This is a genomic window from Rhodococcoides fascians A44A, from assembly GCF_000760735.1.
Taxonomy (GTDB): domain Bacteria; phylum Actinomycetota; class Actinomycetes; order Mycobacteriales; family Mycobacteriaceae; genus Rhodococcoides; species Rhodococcoides fascians_E.
On record NZ_JMEX01000007.1, the window covers coordinates 61250 to 80446 of the forward strand.

Below are 19197 nucleotides of genomic sequence, written 5' to 3' on the forward strand. Positions count from 1 at the left end.
CGGTCGGTCGATCAGCTCTTCTTCTTGGTGCCGGGCAGAATGCCCGCATCGATGACGGCCTTGACGTACGGGCGGACGCTGGTGACCAGGGCTTCCGCGTCGGGCACGTTCTTCCAGATCGACGACGCCAGCGCATCGGTCCTGGCTTCGATGTGCGCGTCCTGTTCGACGCCTCGATCAGTGAGGGCTTCTCGCCCGTCGGTGGTCGTGAGCAGTCCGCGGGAGGCGAGACGGTCCGCGGCGGCGGCCCACTCCTCGTCCGACCACTGGCGGGTGAGTTGGGTGATGCGCTTGCCGAGCACTCGTCGAGCTTTCGGGTCCGGATGCTCCGCCTCGTGGAACACGACGGCTTCCGTCGGATCGAGTTGGGCGTCGACGAGTGCGGCCAGGTGCCCGTCGCCTCGCCATTCGCGGATCACGGCGATGGAATGCCACAGCGCCAGATGTGGTGCGTCCGGTCGCTGTGTCGAGTGCCATGCTGCAGACAGTGGCCGACCTGCGAAACAGGCGGTGTCGCCGATGTCGCGCAGTCGATCGGCCACACGGGGGAGATCGGGGTCTGACACCAGTTCGCCCAGTGCGTCGCCGAGGACGGTGTCGAGCATGGTCCAGCGGCGTTCGGTGATCTTCTCCAGCCCGGCGTCAACGGCGGCCGGCCACACGCGCTCGATCAGCGCGGGATTGAAGTTGTAGAACGTCGCCGCGACGACACTCGCCGCGGTCTCGCCGAGCGGTGCGGCACGCGACCCGACGTACCACGCGTGCCCGTCCACCCCGGCGTCCGCGGAGACCGACTTCAGCAGGGGATTGAAATAGGCGGTGATGTGAAACGGCTCGAACGTCGTGTAGGCGGCGCGGGCCAGGGCGGTCGATGTGTCGCTGCTCATGATCACCGAACCTACCTGCCGTCGGGTCGGCGCCTCAGGCTCTTGGCGAGATGGACACCTGTGTGCGTGTCGGTGTTCACCAGATCCGCGACCGTTCCGGTGAACACGACCTCACCTCCGCCCAGACCGCCGTCGGGTCCGAGATCGATGACCCAGTCGGCCGCTGCGACGACGTCGAGGTTGTGCTCGATGACGATCACGCTGCGGCCCTCGTCGACCATGCCGGACAACAGTGCGATGAGATTCGAGACATCCGACGGGTGCAGGCCGGTAGTGGGCTCGTCCAGGACCAGGATGGGAGACGACCCGACCAGTTCCGTCGCGAGCTTGAGGCGCTGACGTTCTCCACCGGACAACGACGAAAGATTCTGGCCCAGCGAGAGATATCCGAGGCCGACGTCGGAGCACCGGTGCAGGATGTCACGAATCTTCTTGACCTCGAAGAAGTCCTGCGCGTCCTCGACGGACATCTCGAATACGTCCGCGATACTGACATCGTCGACGGTGTGCCGGATCGCTCCCGGCCGAAAACGCCGTCCCTGGCACGTTTCACAGGTACTGGACACCGGGTCCGTGAACCCCAGATCGGTGAAGATGATGCCGCTGCCCTGACAGTCGGGGCAGGCACCGTCGGAATTGGGAGAGAACAGAGACGCCGGCTGGCCGGTCTTCTTCGCGAAGTACGCACGGATGGGGTCGAGGAGTCCGGAATACGTTGCGGGGGAGGAGCGCCGTGACCCGCGGATGGGCGATTGATCGATGATGACGGCGTCGGGTGCGACCGAACGCAGATGACCGTGGATGAGACTCGATTTCCCCGATCCCGCGACGCCGGTGACGGCTGTCAGAACGCCCAGTGGAATGTCGGCACTGACGTTTCGGAGGTTGTGGGTGTCGGCACCGGTGATGTGCAGGTAGTCGGTGGGTGTTCGTGGAGCGGAGATGGAGTGACCGTCGCGGCGGAGCGCACTACCTGTTCTGGTGTCGGCGGCCACCAATTCGTCGTAGGTTCCTTCGAACACCACGTTCCCGCCGGTTTTGCCTGCGCCTGGGCCTATTTCGACGATGCGATCGGCGATGGCCATCACTTCAGGATCGTGCTCGACGACGAGGACCGTGTTTCCCTTGTCTCGCAGCGCAAGGAGCATGTCGTTGAGGCGGTGCACGTCGCGTGGGTGCAGGCCGGTGGTCGGCTCGTCGAACACGTAGAGCATGTCGTTGAGCGTCGCGCCGAGGTGGCGCACCATCTTGATGCGCTGAGATTCGCCCCCGGACAGGGTCGACGTCGCTCGGTTCAGACTGAGATAGCCGAGCCCGAGATCGACGAGCCTGCGCAGTTGCAGCACGATCTCGTCACGGAAGGTGTTCAGTTCCCTCAGGTTCCATCCGGCAATGCGCTCGGCGAGTTCGGACACTTGCATGGCGAAGGCGTCGGGTAACGACAGTCCGTGGAGGGTTGCGCCGCGGATGGTCTCGTTGTAGCGGGTGCCGCCACATGCCTCGCACTCGCCGCGTGTGACGATCCGGTCGAACGCTGCCTTCGCTTTGCCCTTGAGTGCATCGGCATCCTTCGACAGATAGCTGCGGCGAAAGCGCGAAACGATTCCTTCGTAGCTCTTCATGAGGGCCTCGGTGTTGACCACGTCGACCTCACCGGGCTTGGCATCGAAGAAGATGTGGCGTTCACGGGCGGAGTACTGCTCGACGGGAACGTCCAGATCGAACAACCCGGAGTCGGCGAACACCCGGTACGGCCACTTGCCCGGCTCGAAGTCCGGGTGCTTGAAAGGGCCTTCGCGCAACGACTTCGATTCGTCGACGAGCTCGTCCATGTCGATGATCTTCGCTTCCCCGAGTCCCTCGCATTCGGGGCACATGCCGGCCGGGTCGTTGAAGGAGAACGCGTTCGCGTAGCCGATCGACGGCGTCACCCCGCGGGACCACAGCATGCGCAGCCAGTCACCGATGTCGGTGATGGTGCCGACGGTCGACCGGGGTCCTCCGAACAGGCGCTTCTGGTCGACGATGACGACGGCGGAGAGGTTGGCGATCAGATCGGCATCGGGTCGGCCGTAGGAGGGAAGGAATGTCTGGGCGAATGCGGTGAAGGTCGAGTTGATCTGGCGCTGCGCTTCGGCGGCGATGGTGTCGAACACCAACGAGGATTTGCCGGAACCGGAGACTCCGGCGAACACGATGAGCCGACGTTTGGGTAAGTCGAGGTCCACGCCGTGCAGATTGTTCTCGCGTGCGCCTCGAACGAGGATGGTGTCTAGTGCTTCGGCCGTGGTCATCGCGTGTAGTTGCCTTTCGCCGGTCGAGTGAACGACCAGTCTACCGTACGCTGTACGTTAGGCGTTCCCGGTTTTCGCCGATCGACTCCCGATCCTCCCTTCGACGGATGTGCGCCGGGCTACGATCAGAATTCGACTTCCAGGTGCTCGCTCGTCGGTGTCGCCTGGCACGCGAGTATGTAACCGTCGTCGAGGTCGTTCTCGGTGAGTGCCGTGCCGTCCCCCGGTTCGACTGTCCCGGATTTCAACGTGCATGCGCAGGAACCACATTCGCCCTCTCGGCAGGAGTAGGGTGCGTCGATTCCTGCGTTCAGCAGCACGTCGATGAGTGTCGACTCGGCGGGCCACGTCAACGAGTGCTGTTCGCCGTCCAGTTCGACGGAGACAGTGGATGCCCGACCGGACGGGGCGGCCGCAGGCGCCAGCGTGAACGGGTCGCCCGTCAAGGAGGCGAACCGTTCGATATGAACGTGCCCTACACCGAGATCCTGCAGCGCGGATTCGACCGCAGCCATGAACGGGCCGGGGCCACAGATGTATGCGTGCCTGTTCGTGTAGGCGGTGGCGAATTGGCGGAGGTCGTCGTCGGTGGGGATACCACGTTCGGACTCCAGCCAGTGTTCGACGACGATTCGTCCGCGATAGCGCTCTTGGAGGCCGGTAAGTTCTGCGTCGAAGATGATCGACTCTCGATCGCGGTTGGCGTAGAAGACCGCGACTCGGGAGTCCGAAGACTCCAGTGCCGACTTCAGAATGGAGATGACCGGCGTTACTCCGCTGCCCCCGGCGAACAACACGAGATCGTGCTCGAACGAGGCAGGACCGAACGTGCCGCTCGGGGGAAGCACGCGCAGAACCGAACCCGGCTTGACGTTGTCGCACAACCAGTTCGACGCGTACCCGTCGCGCGTGCGTTTGACAGTCACCTTGGGATGGATGTCCGTAACCGGTGAACTGGCGAGTGAGTAGCACCGGGCCACGAACTCGGTGCGTTCGCTCGGCACACGAAGGGTGAGGAACTGCCCGGGGGTGTAGGGGATCTGCGTATCGAACACGATCGACACCGCGTCCGCCGTCTCCTGGACGACATCGAGGATGGTGAGTTCCGAGCCCAGAGTGCGGACGGTGGGATCGGTCATGTCGTGGTCCTGAACGGAAGGGTCTGGTACCAGACCTCGCCCAGAATCCGGCCGAGCTCGTTGATACGTTCGCGCTTCGGTGTGCTGGCCGGGAGCCCGATGTGGACGTAGGCCAACTGCTCGGTCATGCACCCGAGCGTTTCCGCGAGCAGCTCGAAATCTCGGTTCTCGATCACGTCGGATGCGGCGAGACGTTCCAGCCACCGCTGGGTGCGGGCGACGTAATCCGATCGGAGGTTCAGCCACAACTGCTGAAAGCCTTCGTTTGCGCTGGCCGCGGCTGCCTCACGAAGCAAGCGCAGCATGTGTCGGTGACGCGAATACGTCTGCAGGTAGGTCGTGTTCACCTCGATGAGAGAGTCGAGTTCGCCGTGGGCACGGTCCGGCCGCCCGCGCGAATTGGACAGATCCGCGAGCGCCGGCCGCAACGCCGCGAGAAACACGTCGTCGAGACCGGTGAAGTGGCGATAGAAATTCCCCTGCGCGGTGTCGGCGCGGTGCGTGATGTCGGAGATGCGTGTCCGCGTGTAGCCGTACTCGGTGAAACACTCGGTCGCGGCCGCGACGATCTTGTCCCGGGTCTGCTCGCCCCGACGATTGGCCCGCTTCGGGGAGGTCGGGGTGTTCTCGACGAGGCCGGCCCGGGTGAACTCGGCGTCGATTCCGGTGGTTGCCGCATTCTCTGTCATGTCGTCATGCACTTTCGAGAGGCCGGTTGGTCACCGACGCCAGATGGTGGTCGGCCGGAAGAGGGTTGGGAAGCCACGTCAACAGTTCGGTCAACGACTCATGAGTCCGCGTGCCTGCCTGCAGGACGTTCCCCTCGTAGATCTTCCCTGACGCGCCGTCGACGGTGATGGTGCGTCCCAGCAATGCATCGACGGTGCCCGGACCGCACCCGACTACGCAGGGCAGCCCGATCTCGCGACAGACGAGCGCGGCGTGCGACGTCGAACCTCCCACCTCGGTGACCACCGCCACGGATTCGAACATTGCAGGAACATCGTCGGGTGCAGTCGACGGTCTGACGAGGACCACGGCCGTACCGTCGGCTGCGAGACGCTGAGCTTCGTCGGTATCGGTGACGGCCACACCTGCTGCTGCGCCAGGGCCGGCGCCGTTGCCCTGTGCGACGACAGGAGCACCGGCTCCGACCTCGTCGGTCTGTTCGAGTGATCGGATGTGCTCCGCCGATACTCGCTCGACGGCTTCGCTGTGCGAGATGGTTCCGGAGTGAGCTAGGTCGACGGCCACTTGCACCGCTGCGGCTGCGGACCGCTTGCCTTTCCGACACTGCAGTACGTACAGCGTGTCGGACTCGATGGTGAACTCGATGTCCACCAAGTCGCGGTGATCCTGCTCGAGCACCTCGGCGATCTTCTCGAGCTCAACATAGTGGTGCGGCAAGCTCTGTTTCAGATGGCCGACCGGAGTCGGGGTGCGTTCCCCGGACACCACGTCCTCGCCCTGCGCCCGGGCCAACCATTCCCCGAAGATCGCGTTCTCGCCGGTGCTCGGATTGCGACTGAACAGCACGCCGGTTCCTGATCGTTCGTCGCGATTTCCGAAGACCATGGCCTGCACGGTGACAGCGGTTCCGGTGCCCGTGCCGAGGCCGTGACGAGCCCGGTAAGCGGCGACACGTTCGTTGTTCCACGAATCGAACACCGCACCGATTGCGTTTCGGAGTTGTCGGTAGGGGTCGTCGGGGACCGGTCCGACGATGGACGTGTAGCTCTCACAGAAGCGAGTCCACGTGTTTCGTGCCCACTCGGTGTCTCCGGTGGCGTCGGCAAGTCCGTCCCGCAGTGGCTCGGTGAGACCCAGATTGAGCACCGTGTCCATCATGCCCGGCATGCTCTGCGCGGCTCCGGACCGAACCGATACGAGGAGAGGAAACGGTCCGACGCCGAACTTCCGGCCTGTCTCGTGTTCGAGGCGGGCCAGATGCTCGAGGACCTCGGACCACACGTCGTCGGGTAAAGCTCCACCGTTGTCGTGGTACTGCGCACAGAGCGGTGTGGTCAGAGCGAAAGCCGGTGGAACAGTTAGTCCCAGGGCGCGCATCTTGTTGACGCTGTAGGCTTTTCCGCCGAGCAGCTCGCGGCTGCCTGGTTCGGTGCCGTTCAGATCTACGATCGTCGGCATGCTCATGACGCGAGTCCTTTCAGTGGGTTCGACACGAGAGCGGACCTGGTCGCGAACAGGCCGCCCTCGACCGGTACATCGATGCCGTTGGTCCAGGACGCAGCAGGGGAGAGGAAGAATTCTACGACGGCGGCGATTTCGTCGGCGGTACCGTGTCGACCGACTGCAGCCTGCGACCGATCGATGGAGGCCGCACCCATACTCGCTTCGAAGTCGGCGAGGATCGGCGTCTCGGTCGGGCCTGGGCTGACCGACACGACACCGATTCCGCGGGGGATCAGGTGGCAGGCGAGCGACGACGTCCACTCCAGCACCGCACGTTTCGACGTGTCGTAGGCGGCAGGGCCGTCGAGGGGATACGCGTCGAGCCACGAGCGCAGTCCTGCACGGTCCGTCACTTCCAACAGGCGGGCGATCTCGGGTAGTCCGAGTGTGTTGCGATGTGCCGCAACGGAAGCAACGTTGACTATACGCGCGCCTCGCTGCATCGTGCCCACACACCGTGCGGTGAGCAGTCGCATGCCCAGTGTGTTGACCGCGAGTACCGTGTCGGCTGGGGCCGTTCCGGGAACACCGGCGACGTTGGCGAGCATGTCGACCTGCGATGGAAGCTCCGCTGCCTCGATAGCGTCCGGATCGGACAGGTCGCAGAGTACGGAGCGGGCGTCCGGCTCCGGACACGGATTCCTGTCCAGGGCCCAGACCTCGTGGCCGGCGGCAACTGCTCGGCGCACCAGTGCCAAGCCGATGCCCGACGCTGCACCCGTTACGACCAAGGTCATGACATCACCGCCGTGACATCGGTGAACTCACTGAGCCCGAGCGCGCCGAGCTCGCGTCCGTAGCCGGACTGCTTGACGCCACCGAACGGTACGGCAGGCCTGTCTCTGGTTTTCACACCGTTCACCTTGACCTGTCCCACATGGAGTTTCGTTGCCACACTCTCGGCGTCGGACGTCTCGCCCCAGACTTCCGCGGACAGCCCGAAATCGCTGTCGTTTGCCAGCTGTATTGCTTCGTCGGCATCGCGGTAGGTCTGGAGTACGACGACCGGTCCGAAGATCTCTTCGCGAACGGCTCGGGCGGTTGCCGGAAGATCGGCTATCACAGTCGGGGCCACGAAGCAGCCCGACTCGGGCTTGCCGGTGCCGACGACGAGACGTCCGCCGTCGGCCAGGGCGGACTGTGCGTAGTCGACAACACGATCCAATTGACGTTTGGATGCGAGTGGACCGTGTGTGGTGGCTGGATCGGACGGGTCACCCAGTACGTAGGTCACCTCGGCAATGCGTTCTTCGATCTCACCTGCCAGTTCTGCGGGAATCACCAGGCGCGTGGGCGCATTGCATGCCTGCCCGGAGTTGACGAGTGCGCTTCCGAGCGCACCGGTCACCGCAACATCGAGGTCGGCGCCGCGCAGGAGCACCGCAGGCGACTTTCCGCCGAGCTCCAGGGTCGTCCTGGACAGTGCCCCTGCTGCGAGGGTGGCCACTGTGCGACCGGCTGCGACGCTTCCGGTGAAGGACACGTGGGTGACGCCCGGGTGGGCGGCCAAGGCGGACCCGGTGACTGCGCCTGTGCCTTGGACCACGTCGAATGCGCCTGGTGGCACTCCCGCGTCCAGGAAGATCCGTGCGATCAGTACGGCATCGAAGGGTGTGGCTTCCGACGGCTTGAGGACAACGGAGCAGCCTGCGGCCAGAGCTGCGGACACTTTCGCGACGATCTGGTGGACGGGCATGTTCCACGGTGTGATCGCAGCTACGACTCCGCTCGGGCGACGCCGAAGTCGAGCACCGGCGATGTCTTCGACCCACGGGAACGACCGGGCTGTAGCCGCGGCGGATCGTAGAACCGTTGCGGGTAACCGAGCCTGTGTCACCGTGGAGAGTCCGATGGGCATGCCCATCTCTCCGGTCACTGTGGATGCGATGGTCGTGCTGTGTTCGTCGACCAGCTGTGCGGCACGTTCGAGCACGGCGGCACGTTCGTCGACCGGCACGCGTGACCACTCGTCGAATGCTTGTGCGGCAGAACGCACTGCGTGATCCACCGATGCAGGTCCGGATTCGTGTGTCGACCCGATGGATCGGCCGGTGAACGGGTCGACGACGTCGATGAGGTCACCCGACGTCGACGCGGCACCGTCGATCAGGGTCACCGCATGTTCAGCCATCGAATCGGGTCACTTTCACCGGCAATGTCTTGATTCCTCGAAAGAAGTTGCTCTGCAATCGGTTCACGTCACCTGTGACGTCCATGCGCAGGCCTCGTTCGACGATGCGTTGAAAGAACAGCTTGGCCTCGAGGCGCGCCAGGTTCGAGCCGAGACACGCGTGCGCGCCCCAACCGAAACCGACGTGTTCGTTGGGGAATCGGTCACCTCGAAACTCCTCGGGATTGTCGAACACCCGCTCGTCGCGATTGGCCGAACAGAACCACATGACCACCTTGTCGCCGGTTCGGATCGTCGTGCCGTGCATGTCGATATCGCGAGTCGCGGTGCGACGCATCGAGAGAACGGGAGAGGTCATTCGCACCATCTCCTCGACGACGACGCGGATCTTCGCGGGGTTCTCTCGCATGTAATTCCACCAACGGGGGTTCTCGTGCAGCAGCTGAACTCCGCCGGACAACAGGTTCCTGGTGGTCTCGTTTCCCGCGACCATGAGAATCAGGTAATAGGCGTCGAGATAACCACGCGTCAGGGGCTTTCCGTCCAGTTCGGCAGCCGTGAGGACGCTGATCAGGTCGTCGGCTGGGCACTGTCGGCGCAGCTCCTCCAAGCCCCGAAAGTAGCCGAAGACCTCATCGCGGGCTCGGACTGCTGTCTCGGGACCCTCCGAGTAGTCCGGATCCTCGCTTGCCATCTGGTTGGTCCACCTCAACAGGTTCGGGCAGTCCTCGAGCGGAGCACCCAGGAGTCGGCCGATCATCACCAGTGGAAGTTGGGAAGTGACGGTGGCGACGAGGTCGACGGTTCCTGCATCGGTGGCGGTGTCGAGCAAGGAATCGATGACGGCGGCGATGTCCTTTTCCAGTGATTTGATCTTCACCGGCCGTACGTGAGGAGTCACGATCCCGCGTAGCGGTCCGTGTTCGGGCGGATCGACGTGATGGATGCTGCGTGCGCCTTCACCCTCGGCGCGCCTGCTGGCGATCTGGGTACCGTCGGTGACGGAGAAGTCCTCGAACGACGAGGCAACGGTCTTGACGTCGTCGTATCTGGTGACCGACCAGAATCCCGGTCCGTTCGGTTCTTCGTTCCAGTGCACAGGATCTGCGTCGCGTAGATGCGCGAAGATAGTGTGGTCGGATCCGTCCGCGAAAGGACGGAGGTCCATCAGGTCGACGTCGTCGGTGATCGTCATCGTGTCCTCCCGTGTACTGCTTGGTTTGCGACTCGGGTTTCACTAAACCACACTTTCAAAGTGGTGTGAACCACATCTTGTGAAAAAAGTGACGTGCGCATATCTTGAAAACGTTAGTGACCGACTATTCGCAAACGAGGTTTCAGGTGTACCCACCGAGCATTGCCCGGGACAGACCGGACGACCTGGCCTACGTCATGGCGGGTTCAGGTGCGTCGCTGACGTACGGCGAGCTCGATGCCCGGTCCAATCAACTGGCACACAGATGGCGTGAGCACGGCCTGAGCAGCGGCGACACCGTCGTCATCGTGATGGAGAACAATCTCCACTGGCCCGTCGTCGTCGCTGCCGGGATGCGTACCGGGATGTTCGTGACGCCGGTGAACTGGCATCTCCAGGCGACGGAGCTGGCGGCTCTGGTGTCCGAAGCGGAGCCCGCGTGTGTCGTCACCAGTGCAGGACTGGCATCGACGGTGGCAGGAGCATTGGAATCCGCAGGGCAACGCCCGCTGCGCTTGTGCGTCGACGACGTTCCCGGTTTCGAACACCTCGCGAGCACGCTCGACGGGCGGCCCGAGACTCCGGTCGACGGTGAACTGCTCGGTGCGCGGGTGCTGTTCAGTGGCGGGACAACCGGTCGTCCCAAGGCCTTTCGTCAGTCTCTTCTCGGAGTGCACCCGGAGGATGCGCCGCCGCGACATGCAGGTCTCGTCGACAAGTTGGAGATCGACGCGGACACGGTGCTGTTGTCACCCGCACCGAACTATCACGCAGCGCCGTTCACCTTCCAGCTCATCACGCTGGCGGCGGGCGGAACGATCGTCTGTATGGAGAAGTTCGACGCCGCGGATGCGTTGGATGCGATCGGGGCCTACGGAGTGACGCACTCGCAGTGGGTGCCGACGATGCTCGTCCGGTTGCTGAACCTTCAGGGCGCCGATCGTTACCGTCCGGCATCTCATCGGGTCGCGTTCACGTCGGGTGCTCCGTGCTCCGTCGACGTCAAGAACGGAATCGATCGGTGGTGGGGGCCGATTCTGCACGAGTATTACGGGGCTTCCGAGGGTTACGGGCATACGTACATCTCCCCGATGGACGCCAGGACGCATCCCGGTTCGGTGGGCACGCCGCTCGGATCGACGGCGGTGCACATCACCGACGACGACGGTGTCGAAGTGGTTGCCGGGCAGGTGGGAACTGTCTGGTTCGAACCCGTTACGACGCAGTCCTATACGAATGCGGCCGACTCCAGCGGGTGGAAACAGATGGGCGATGTCGGATACGTCGACGTCGACGGCTTCCTCTATCTGGTCGGGCGCAAGGGTTTCATGATCATCTCCGGGGGTGTCAACATCTATCCCGACGAGATCGAGGCAGTACTCGTCGGACACCCGGGTGTTCTCGATGCGGCAGTCTTCGGCATTCCCGACGCGGAATTCGGTGAACGGGTCAAAGCTGTCGTCGAACTTGCCGACACTGCGGTCACCGAGGCCGACCTCATCGCGTACTGCCGGGACCGATTGGCCCACTACAAGACTCCGCGGGTCGTGGAGTTCGTCGCGAGGCTCCCTCGGTTGCCGACCGGCAAGTTGAACAAGCGTGCATTGAAAGACGAATTCGCTTCTACAGGAGGGCACTCATGACGACCACTGCGCAGGAATCGTTCTCGATTCTGCATTCCATCCGAATCAAGGGACTGGCGACGGATCCGGTCCTGGCCGCGATGGTCGGACTTGCCCCTGACGTACTTGCGTCGCGGCTGGAGCCGCTCCTCCAGGATCATCTGGTCGTGCGGAAGGAGGGGCGGATGAGCGGGACGATGCTGACTCCGGTCGGGAAGGAACTTCATGCCGAGTTGCTGGGTGCGGTGCATCCGGGCCCGGCGGTCGCGGAGTTTCATCACGTGTTCCTGCCGCTGAACAGGCGATTCAAGCAGATCTGTAATGCGTGGCAGATGCGCGACGAGTCGACGCCGAACGACCACTCGGATCCGGACTACGACTCCGGCGTCGTGAACGATCTGGCTGCGGTCCACGTCGAGATCGTCGAAGCGCTGGAACCGTTGGGGGTGGAGGACCCTCGCATGGGGTTGTATTCCTCCAGGCTGTCGGCGGCGCTGACGCGGATCGAGGGCGGTGATCGCGCTGCGTTCGCGAGGCCGATGTACGACAGCTACCACGACATCTGGATGGAACTGCATCAGGACCTGATCATGGTGTCCGGCCGGGAACGTGGTGAGCAGGACGAGTAGGCCGCTTCGCGGCATGTGAGTGGAAATGCGCACCAGGGTGCGCATTTCCACTCACCAGCGCGTAGCGCCCGCGGTCTTCAACACGTCGACGACCGTGCCCAGGGTCGTGGCGGCGACATCGTCGTCGGACCCGACGGACGTCAGCGCAGTCACCGCGACCGAGCCGGCTCGAACCGTCGCCGCATCGGTACCCATGCTCAAACCACTTGTGTTGTCGTAACGCAACAGTTCCACTCCGCCGTCCACTCGAGTGATTCTCAGCCCGAGCAGGCTGCGTGCGCCGAGGGATGCGACGCAGAGGCCGCGCAACTGGTCGAAGTCCACGTCCGGGACATTCACGTTCAGTGTCATTCGGTGCGCGTCGTTCTCCTCTATCCACCGCACGACTCGAACTGCGACCTCGGCTGCCGTGTCGAACCGGTGGTCGGGAGGGAAACCGCAGCTGACGGCCACCCCGCCTATGCCGGCGATTCGAGCCGTCAGTACAGCGCCCACGGTGGACGAGAAAAGTACGGATCTGCCGGTGTTGTGGCCGGGATTGATACCACTGACCACGAGATCCGGCTGCGGACCGAACTGTCCTGCGCAGAACGCGAGGACTGCGAATGCAGGCGGGCAGTCGAACGCGAACGCTTCCACTGTCGGAAGTCCTGGAAGCGTCCGTGGTTCGACGGCGACGACTGCGCCGTGTTCCAGCGTGCCGAGCGACGTTCCGCTTCCACTGCTCTCCGTCATGGGAGCGCCGACGACGATCTCGTGTCCTGCTCGGACGAGTGCCTGTGCCACGGTCGACAAGCCGGGCGCGTCGATTCCGTCGTCGTTGGTGACCAGAATGCGCATCGCAGTTCCCCTTTCGCGCACCCGGCAGAAAAGTGGGTGCACTAGTGATCGTCCACCGATAGTGACTTAGTGTTCGCACTTTTGTCCAGCTTTCGGGTGTGGACCACTGGACAGCGGGGCGAATGGCGTCCGGAATCCTCGGAAAGGCTATTGACACCGTGATCGCAGTCACATAATACTGTGAATACACGTTCGCTAACCATTCGGTACGACGAGGGCTTCGACGGGATCGCCCGCACGGAAGACCGTCTCGACGAAAGAGGTACGACATGGCCGAGTGGCCGATCAACGACGCAACGTCCAAGGTGTTTCCGCTGTACTCGCGGGCCAACGTCGGTGAGATCTTCCCGGACCCCATCAGCCCACTGAATGCATCGGTCGGATTTCAGCACGGACTGGAACCGGGTTGGCGCGACGCCTTCGTGGCCTGCGGAGTGTGGGACAAGGACCTCTACGACGAGACCGTCCCCATGAACATCCTGCCGGCCTTCGGGAGCTACCTCTACATCAACATGTCCCTGATGCGGTTGTTCGGTGTTCGCGTCCCGGGGATGTCCGCGGAGGCTGTCGATCTGCAGTACTTCGGAGACATGCCGGGAATTCCCAGCTACGAGAGCGAACGCCGCGACTTCGACGAGAACGCGGAGTACGAGGCCAAGGCCGGGCAGTGGCTCGGCGAGCAGGTGCTCGGCGCCACCGATCTCGCCGCGTACGACGCAGACCGCGTCGAGGTGGAGCGAATCCGAGCGGAGCGTCCCGACTTGGCCACGCTGTCCGACGCCGAATTGTTCTCGCGCATGCGCTCGTTCGAGACACTGCTGCGTCGTCTCTTCAAGCACCACATCGAAGCCAGCCTCAAGTCGGGTGTCGGCCTGGGTGCCATGGCGCAGCTGACGGAAGCGATCGGCCGCCCCGAACTTGCTCTCACTCTCGTCGCGGGGATCGGGAACATCGACTCGGCACTGCCGTCGATCAGGATGTGGAACCTGGGCCGCCTCGCGCAGAAGGCGCAGATCGCCGAGCTCTTCGACGCAGGTGTCGCAGAGTTGTACGAGCGTCTGAGCGCTTCCGACGATTCCGATGTCGTGGCGTTCACCCGCGAGCTCGACGACTTCCTGAGGGACTGGGACTTCCGCGGTCCCGCCGAGTGGGAGATCCGCGCCACCACGTGGGGAGTGAATCCTGCTCTGGCGCTCGGCACGATCGACAGGATGCGTCACGTCGACGAATCCGAGGCTCCGGAGACGAAGACCGCAGAGCGTGCTTCCCAACGGGAGGCCGCATCGGAACTGGTGCGTGAAGCCCTTGCCGCGGACGCGGAGGCGTCGGGACAGTTCGAAGCTGTGCTGAACGCTGCCGCACTCTGGATGCGAGGCCGCGAACGCGGACGCACGACGGCCGCGATGCTGATGCACGAGATTCGGCTTGCTGCACTCGAACTGGGCCGGCGCGGTGTGGCCGCGGGCTCGCTGATCGAAGTGAAGCACATCTTCATGCTGTTCGCCGACGAGATCGACACCTACCTCTCGGATCCCGCGACGCTCACCTCCACTCTCGCCGACCGTGAGAGGACGTATCTGGACCTGTTCGACCGTCAGCCGCCTTTCGTCGTCGACGGCACAGCTCCACCGGTCGAGGAGTGGCCGCTCCGAGCCGACCGGCGCAGCACTCTGCTGGGGCAGGGGGAGTCGATCGTCGGTGTCTCCGGATGTACCGGAATCGCCCGCGGCCGAGCCCGTGTGCTGCTCTCACCGGACGATCCGTCGGCACTCGAGGCGGGCGACATTCTCGTCGCGCCCATCACGGACCCGTCGTGGACGCCGTTGTTCGTCACGGCCGCGGCAGTGGTGGTCGACGTCGGTGCCCCGTTCTCCCATGCCGCGATCGTCAGTCGCGAGCTGGGTATCCCGTGCATCGTGTCGGCGACGGACGCAACCGTCCGCATTGCCGACGGTGCCCAGATCGAAGTGGACGGTTCGACCGGAACCGTGACGGTTCTCTAGGAGGCGGCCCCACATGCACGCATCGGACATATGTCCCAGCTGGATCGACGAGGTTCTGCACGACGCCGGCCTGCTCGACCCCATGCTGACCGTCACCGCCGTCGATGCACGTCCCATCGGGACCGGTCAGGTTGCCGACAGCATCCAAGTGACTCCGACGTACTCGGGATCGACCGACGCGCCGTTGTCGTTCGTGTTGAAGGTCAGTTCCGAGAACGAGCAGAGTCGGTCCGCGGGACGGACGGAGATGAACTATCTTCGCGAGGTCCGCTTCTACCAGGACATCGCCCCTCGTCTGAAAGTGCGAGTCCCGGTCTGTCATCACGCCGAGATCGATTCCAATCGAACAGAGTTCGTGCTCGTGCTGGAGGACCTCAGCCCCGCGCGACCCGGTGACCAGATTCGCGGATGCACCGTCGAGGAGACGACGCTCGCCGTCGTCGAGGCGGCGCGCATCCACGCTCCGTTCTGGGGATCCGCCGAACTCGACGGCAACCCGTGGCTCGACATTTCCGGCACCTACTGGGCCAGGTTCGTCGACATGATGCCGTTGTGGTGGGCGGGGTTCGAGGAGAGATATCGTGACAGGCTCACTGCCGAGGACCTCGCGTTGGGGCGCGCGTTCACCGAGCACATAGCCGACTACTACGCGGCGCTGCGGACCGTCCCCTTCACTGTTCAGCACGGAGACTTCCGTCCGGACAATGTGTTGTTCGACGCGGCGGGTGGTGACGTTTCGTTGGCAGTGTTGGATTGGCAGACAGTGATATTCGCCCCCGGCACAGTCGATGTCGCGTACTTCGTCGGTGGTGCACTCGATCAGGACACCCGCCGGGCGAACGAAGCGGCTCTGCTGAAGGTCTATCACGACGAGCTTCGTGCCCTCGGCGTCGCGAACTACGGCTTCGACGACTTGCTGCGTGACTATCCGATCGGGACGTTCCAGAACTTGGTCATCGGTGTCGCGGCAGCGATGCTCGTCGTTCGAACCGAGCGGGGTGACGACCTGTTCGTGTCGATGGTCGCGAATTCGCTGGCCCATGCTCGTGACCACGATGCGCTGGCGAGGATCATCGAACAGTCGAAGCAGGCTGTCCATGTCTGAGCCGCGCGTCGATCGATTGGGTTTCTACACGCTGGGCGGCCACGTCGAGAGCCCGAGAACCATGCTCGACGAGTTGGCCGAGGCCGAGGCCATGGGCATCGGGCAGGCATTCATCTCCGAGCGCCTCAACGTCAAGGAAGCGTGCGCATTGTCGGGTGCTGCGGGCGCGGTCACGTCGACCATCGGTGTCACGACGGCTGCCACCAACATCAACACCCGTCATCCGTCGATCACCGCTGCGTTCGGATCGACCATGCACCGACTGACCGGCGGCCGGTTCACTCTCGGTGTCGGTCGTGGACTCGTGCCGCAGATCGCGGCGATGGGGCTGAAGCAGACCACCACAGTGCAGCTCGAGGAGTTCGCGCACGTCGTGCGTCGGTTGTGGCGAGGAGAGAAGATCCTGGATTACGACGGTCCGCTGGGGAAGTATCCAGCTCTGTCTTTGGATCCCACCTTCGACGAGGACATTCCGCTGGCGACGACTGCGTTCGGAGACCGGACACTTGCGATGGCGGGCCGGGCGTACGACGTGGTGGTCCTGCACACGTTCTTCTCCGACGAGACCGTCGTGCGGTCGGTGAAGGCGGTGCGGGACGCGGCCGAGCACGCAGGCCGCGATCCGAACAGCGTGCAGGTGTGGTCCTGCTATGCCACGGTCAGCGACGAGATCGACGAGCAGACGATGCTGAAGAAGACCGTCGGCCGCATCGCAACCTACCTGCAGGTGTACGGCGACCTGTTGGTGTCGACCAACCGGTGGGATTCGGCGAAGCTCGAGGAGTTCCGTCGCTCGGCCGTAGTACGAAACCTACCCGGATGGGCCGACGCGGTAGGCGACACCGACACATTCTCGGAACTGGCGAAGGTCATCCCTGCCGAGTGGCTGGACTGTGCGGCAACGGGTTCACCGCAGCGGTGCGCAGATCTGGTCCGGCATCAATTCGACCTGGGCGTCGACGGGGTGATCCTGCACGGTGCAACGCCGTCGGAACTTCGGTCGACGGTGTCGGCCTTCTCGAACGCTGCGGTGTCCGCATGAACGCCGTTCGACTGGTCGAGAGGTACCTCTTCGAGCTCTACAACGATCGGCAACTTCAGCTGGTGTACGAGATCTGCGGTGATCCGATGGTGCGCCACGCGGCTGGGTCGGTCACCGCACTGAACCGAGACCAACAGTTCGCGCGGATCGAGGCCGATCTCGCAGCTCACGAGCCGGAGTTCTCTGTGGTGACCCTGGTCGGCGACGACACCCATGCGTCGTTGACGTGGAATGCAGTCCGTCGTGCAACAGGCGAGAAGCTGTGCGGCATAGAGATTTTCAAAGCTGACGGCGGTGTCATCACCGACGTCTGGAATTCCGGCTACTTCGAAGGATCATGGTCATGAGTACAGTCGAACCACGATTGTTGGACACTGTCGCGGAAATCGATTCCGCGTGGATTCAGTCGGTCCTTCGGTACGCCGGAATTCCGGGTGTCGATGTCGCCTCCGTGTCGGCTGCCCCCATCGGCGCCGGAAACGTCAGTGACACGGTTCGCGTGGCGATCGAGTACTCCGGTGCGGCGGGCGAGGCACCGAAGTCGCTCGTCGTCAAACTGAAGCCGAGTGATCCCGGTGTACATGCTCACGGTTTGCGGAGCGGCGCTTATCACCGGGAGATCGGAGCGTACGTCGATATCTCGGAGCGTCACGCGTGCCGAATTCCGCTGAAGTACTGGGTGACAGGCGACGAGACCACCATCAACCTCGTGATGGAGGATTTGAGCACCACGACGACTGCGGGCAATCAGATCGCGGGGTGCGGCCCGGTGGAAGCAGAATCCGTGATCGTGGAACTGGCTCGGCTGCATTCGGAGTTCTTCCCACTCACCGACGCAACGGCTCCGGGGTGGATGATCCGTCTCGGCGACGTGTGTGAATACTGGTCCGCTGCTGCCGAGAGAGGCGCGCAGGCTGCGTTACGTCGATTCGCCGAAGACCTACCTCGGGAATCTCTGATCGCTGTTTCGGAGGCCACCGCGCTCGTACGAGACTGGTACCGGCTTCCGCAACGCAGACTCACCTTCACTCACGGAGACCCGCGGGTGGACAACATTCTGTTCGACACCTCGGGTGCTGTCCCGGCCGCGATCCTCATCGATTGGCAGGTGACGGGCCTGCGCAATCCCATGTACGACGTCGGTTATTTCATGTCCGGAAGTGTTGCGACGGACGACAGGCGAATCATCGAAAGGCGGCTGCTGCAGCGGTACGTCGACGTGTTCGCCGAGCGTGCATCGGGATACAGCATCGACAAAGCAACGTGTGATTACCAGATCCAACTCCTCAGCGGCCTGTACATCACCTTGGCGGCGATCGACGTTCTACCGGACAACGACGTCGTCAACCGACTGATCCTGGCGTTGCTCGAACGTAACTGCGCGGCAGTGATCGACTGGAAGTCGGTTGCTGCGCTGACGAACGTGACGCAGGCGTTGGAGGTGGCCTGACCCTCACATAGGGATCAGTACAGCTAGTCCTCGCCGCTGGCGTGTACGACGGGCAGTGTGGTTAGCCAACCCAGAGGTTGACGTCGTGATCCGCGGGGTAGGCGAGATCACATGAGCCTCCCCGGAGTATTGAACAGCCTCGAAGATGCGTCCTTCCTGGACAAGGAGAGCGATGCGATCAACGGCGTCCTGAAGCCCGCACTCGACGACACAGTGGTCGGTGGGCTCCTACGCGGGTCGTTCGTGGGCCACCCCATCCACCCCGCATTGGTGAACGTCACGGTCGGCGCGTGGACGAGCGCCGTCGTGCTCGACCTCGTCGGCTTCGAGTCGAAGGCCGCTCAGCGGCTGATCGGGCTCGGTCTGCTGTCGGCGCCCGCAACCATTGCCACCGGGTGGGGTGACTGGTCCACCCGCGGCCCACGTGCACGCCGAGTCGGGATCATCCATGCGGGAGCGAACGCCACCGGCGTGTTCCTGTTTCTCGGCTCGTTCCTCCGCCGACGCCGTCGCACGGACGGAGCCGCGAAGGGTCTCGCGCTCGCCGGACTCACCGCCGCCGGTCTCGGCGGCGTCATCGGTGGTCACCTTGCCTACAGTGTCACCGAGGAGCCGGCCGAGCAGCCCGCGTTCGACGAGCACCAGCTGACGTAGAACCTCGAATCCA

Annotated in this window: 17 protein-coding genes; 8 read left to right on the plus strand and 9 right to left on the minus strand. The window is 63.7% G+C overall.

Features of this window, described 5'->3' with window-relative positions:
* Positions 1-11 precede the first annotated feature (11 nt).
* From BH95_RS10750 to BH95_RS10785, 8 genes are all read right to left on the minus strand, one after another.
* Entirely contained in the window at positions 12-887 is an 876-nt protein-coding gene (locus BH95_RS10750) for an SCO6745 family protein (protein ID WP_442981366.1), read from the minus strand.
* Between the two features lie 11 nt (positions 888-898).
* Positions 899-3181 (minus strand): ATP-binding cassette domain-containing protein, encoded by a 2283-nt coding sequence (locus BH95_RS10755; RefSeq protein ID WP_037182060.1) that lies wholly within the window; start codon positions 3179-3181, stop codon positions 899-901.
* Between the two features lie 125 nt (positions 3182-3306).
* Positions 3307-4320, minus strand: coding sequence for a ferredoxin--NADP reductase (locus tag BH95_RS10760; RefSeq protein ID WP_037182061.1), 1014 nt, complete (start codon positions 4318-4320; stop codon positions 3307-3309).
* Positions 4317-5009 (minus strand): TetR/AcrR family transcriptional regulator, encoded by a 693-nt coding sequence (locus BH95_RS10765; protein ID WP_037182349.1) that lies wholly within the window; start codon positions 5007-5009, stop codon positions 4317-4319. Before BH95_RS10765 ends, BH95_RS10760 begins: the two co-directional genes overlap by 4 nt.
* A 4-nt stretch (positions 5010-5013) precedes the next feature.
* Positions 5014-6474 carry a pyruvate, phosphate dikinase gene (locus BH95_RS10770; protein WP_037182062.1) on the minus strand — a complete coding sequence of 487 codons (1461 nt, stop codon included), beginning with the start codon at positions 6472-6474 and terminating at the stop codon, positions 5014-5016.
* Positions 6471-7250 carry an SDR family oxidoreductase gene (locus BH95_RS10775; RefSeq protein WP_019667716.1) on the minus strand — a complete coding sequence of 260 codons (780 nt, stop codon included), beginning with the start codon at positions 7248-7250 and terminating at the stop codon, positions 6471-6473. Before BH95_RS10775 ends, BH95_RS10770 begins: the two co-directional genes overlap by 4 nt.
* Positions 7247-8644 carry an aldehyde dehydrogenase family protein gene (locus BH95_RS10780; RefSeq protein WP_244164921.1) on the minus strand — a complete coding sequence of 466 codons (1398 nt, stop codon included), beginning with the start codon at positions 8642-8644 and terminating at the stop codon, positions 7247-7249. Before BH95_RS10780 ends, BH95_RS10775 begins: the two co-directional genes overlap by 4 nt.
* Positions 8637-9839 (minus strand): cytochrome P450, encoded by a 1203-nt coding sequence (locus BH95_RS10785; RefSeq protein WP_037182065.1) that lies wholly within the window; start codon positions 9837-9839, stop codon positions 8637-8639. The genes BH95_RS10780 and BH95_RS10785 overlap by 8 nt, the downstream gene beginning before the upstream one ends.
* A 146-nt stretch (positions 9840-9985) precedes the next feature.
* Between BH95_RS10785 and BH95_RS10790 the strand changes: the two genes are divergently transcribed.
* Entirely contained in the window at positions 9986-11482 is a 1497-nt protein-coding gene (locus BH95_RS10790; protein WP_037182068.1) for an AMP-binding protein, read from the plus strand.
* Positions 11479-12090, plus strand: coding sequence for a hypothetical protein (locus BH95_RS10795; protein ID WP_037182071.1), 612 nt, complete (start codon positions 11479-11481; stop codon positions 12088-12090). The genes BH95_RS10790 and BH95_RS10795 overlap by 4 nt, the downstream gene beginning before the upstream one ends.
* Positions 12091-12141: 51 nt before the next feature.
* On the opposite strand, the gene surE is transcribed toward BH95_RS10795, so the two are convergent.
* Complete coding sequence (gene surE, locus BH95_RS10800; protein ID WP_027498975.1) at positions 12142-12930, minus strand: 5'/3'-nucleotidase SurE; 789 nt, start codon at positions 12928-12930, stop codon at positions 12142-12144.
* A gap of 269 nt (positions 12931-13199) precedes the next feature.
* On the opposite strand from surE, the gene BH95_RS10805 reads away from it, so the two are divergent.
* The 6 genes from BH95_RS10805 to BH95_RS10830 all read left to right on the plus strand — a co-directional run bounded on the left by BH95_RS10805 (position 13200) and on the right by BH95_RS10830 (position 19184).
* Positions 13200-14933, plus strand: a complete 1734-nt coding sequence (locus BH95_RS10805) for a PEP-utilizing enzyme (protein WP_037182073.1) — start codon at positions 13200-13202, stop codon at positions 14931-14933.
* A gap of 13 nt (positions 14934-14946) precedes the next feature.
* Positions 14947-16038 (plus strand): phosphotransferase, encoded by a 1092-nt coding sequence (locus tag BH95_RS10810; RefSeq protein ID WP_037182082.1) that lies wholly within the window; start codon positions 14947-14949, stop codon positions 16036-16038.
* Positions 16031-17080 (plus strand): TIGR03857 family LLM class F420-dependent oxidoreductase, encoded by a 1050-nt coding sequence (locus tag BH95_RS10815; protein ID WP_037182085.1) that lies wholly within the window; start codon positions 16031-16033, stop codon positions 17078-17080. The genes BH95_RS10810 and BH95_RS10815 overlap by 8 nt, the downstream gene beginning before the upstream one ends.
* Entirely contained in the window at positions 17077-17427 is a 351-nt protein-coding gene (locus BH95_RS10820) for a hypothetical protein (RefSeq protein ID WP_019663285.1), read from the plus strand. Before BH95_RS10815 ends, BH95_RS10820 begins: the two co-directional genes overlap by 4 nt.
* Positions 17424-18530, plus strand: coding sequence for a phosphotransferase family protein (locus tag BH95_RS10825; protein WP_020112742.1), 1107 nt, complete (start codon positions 17424-17426; stop codon positions 18528-18530). The genes BH95_RS10820 and BH95_RS10825 overlap by 4 nt, the downstream gene beginning before the upstream one ends.
* Before the next feature lie 111 nt (positions 18531-18641).
* Positions 18642-19184, plus strand: a complete 543-nt coding sequence (locus BH95_RS10830) for a DUF2231 domain-containing protein (RefSeq protein ID WP_019663287.1) — start codon at positions 18642-18644, stop codon at positions 19182-19184.
* Positions 19185-19197: the final 13 nt, after the last annotated feature.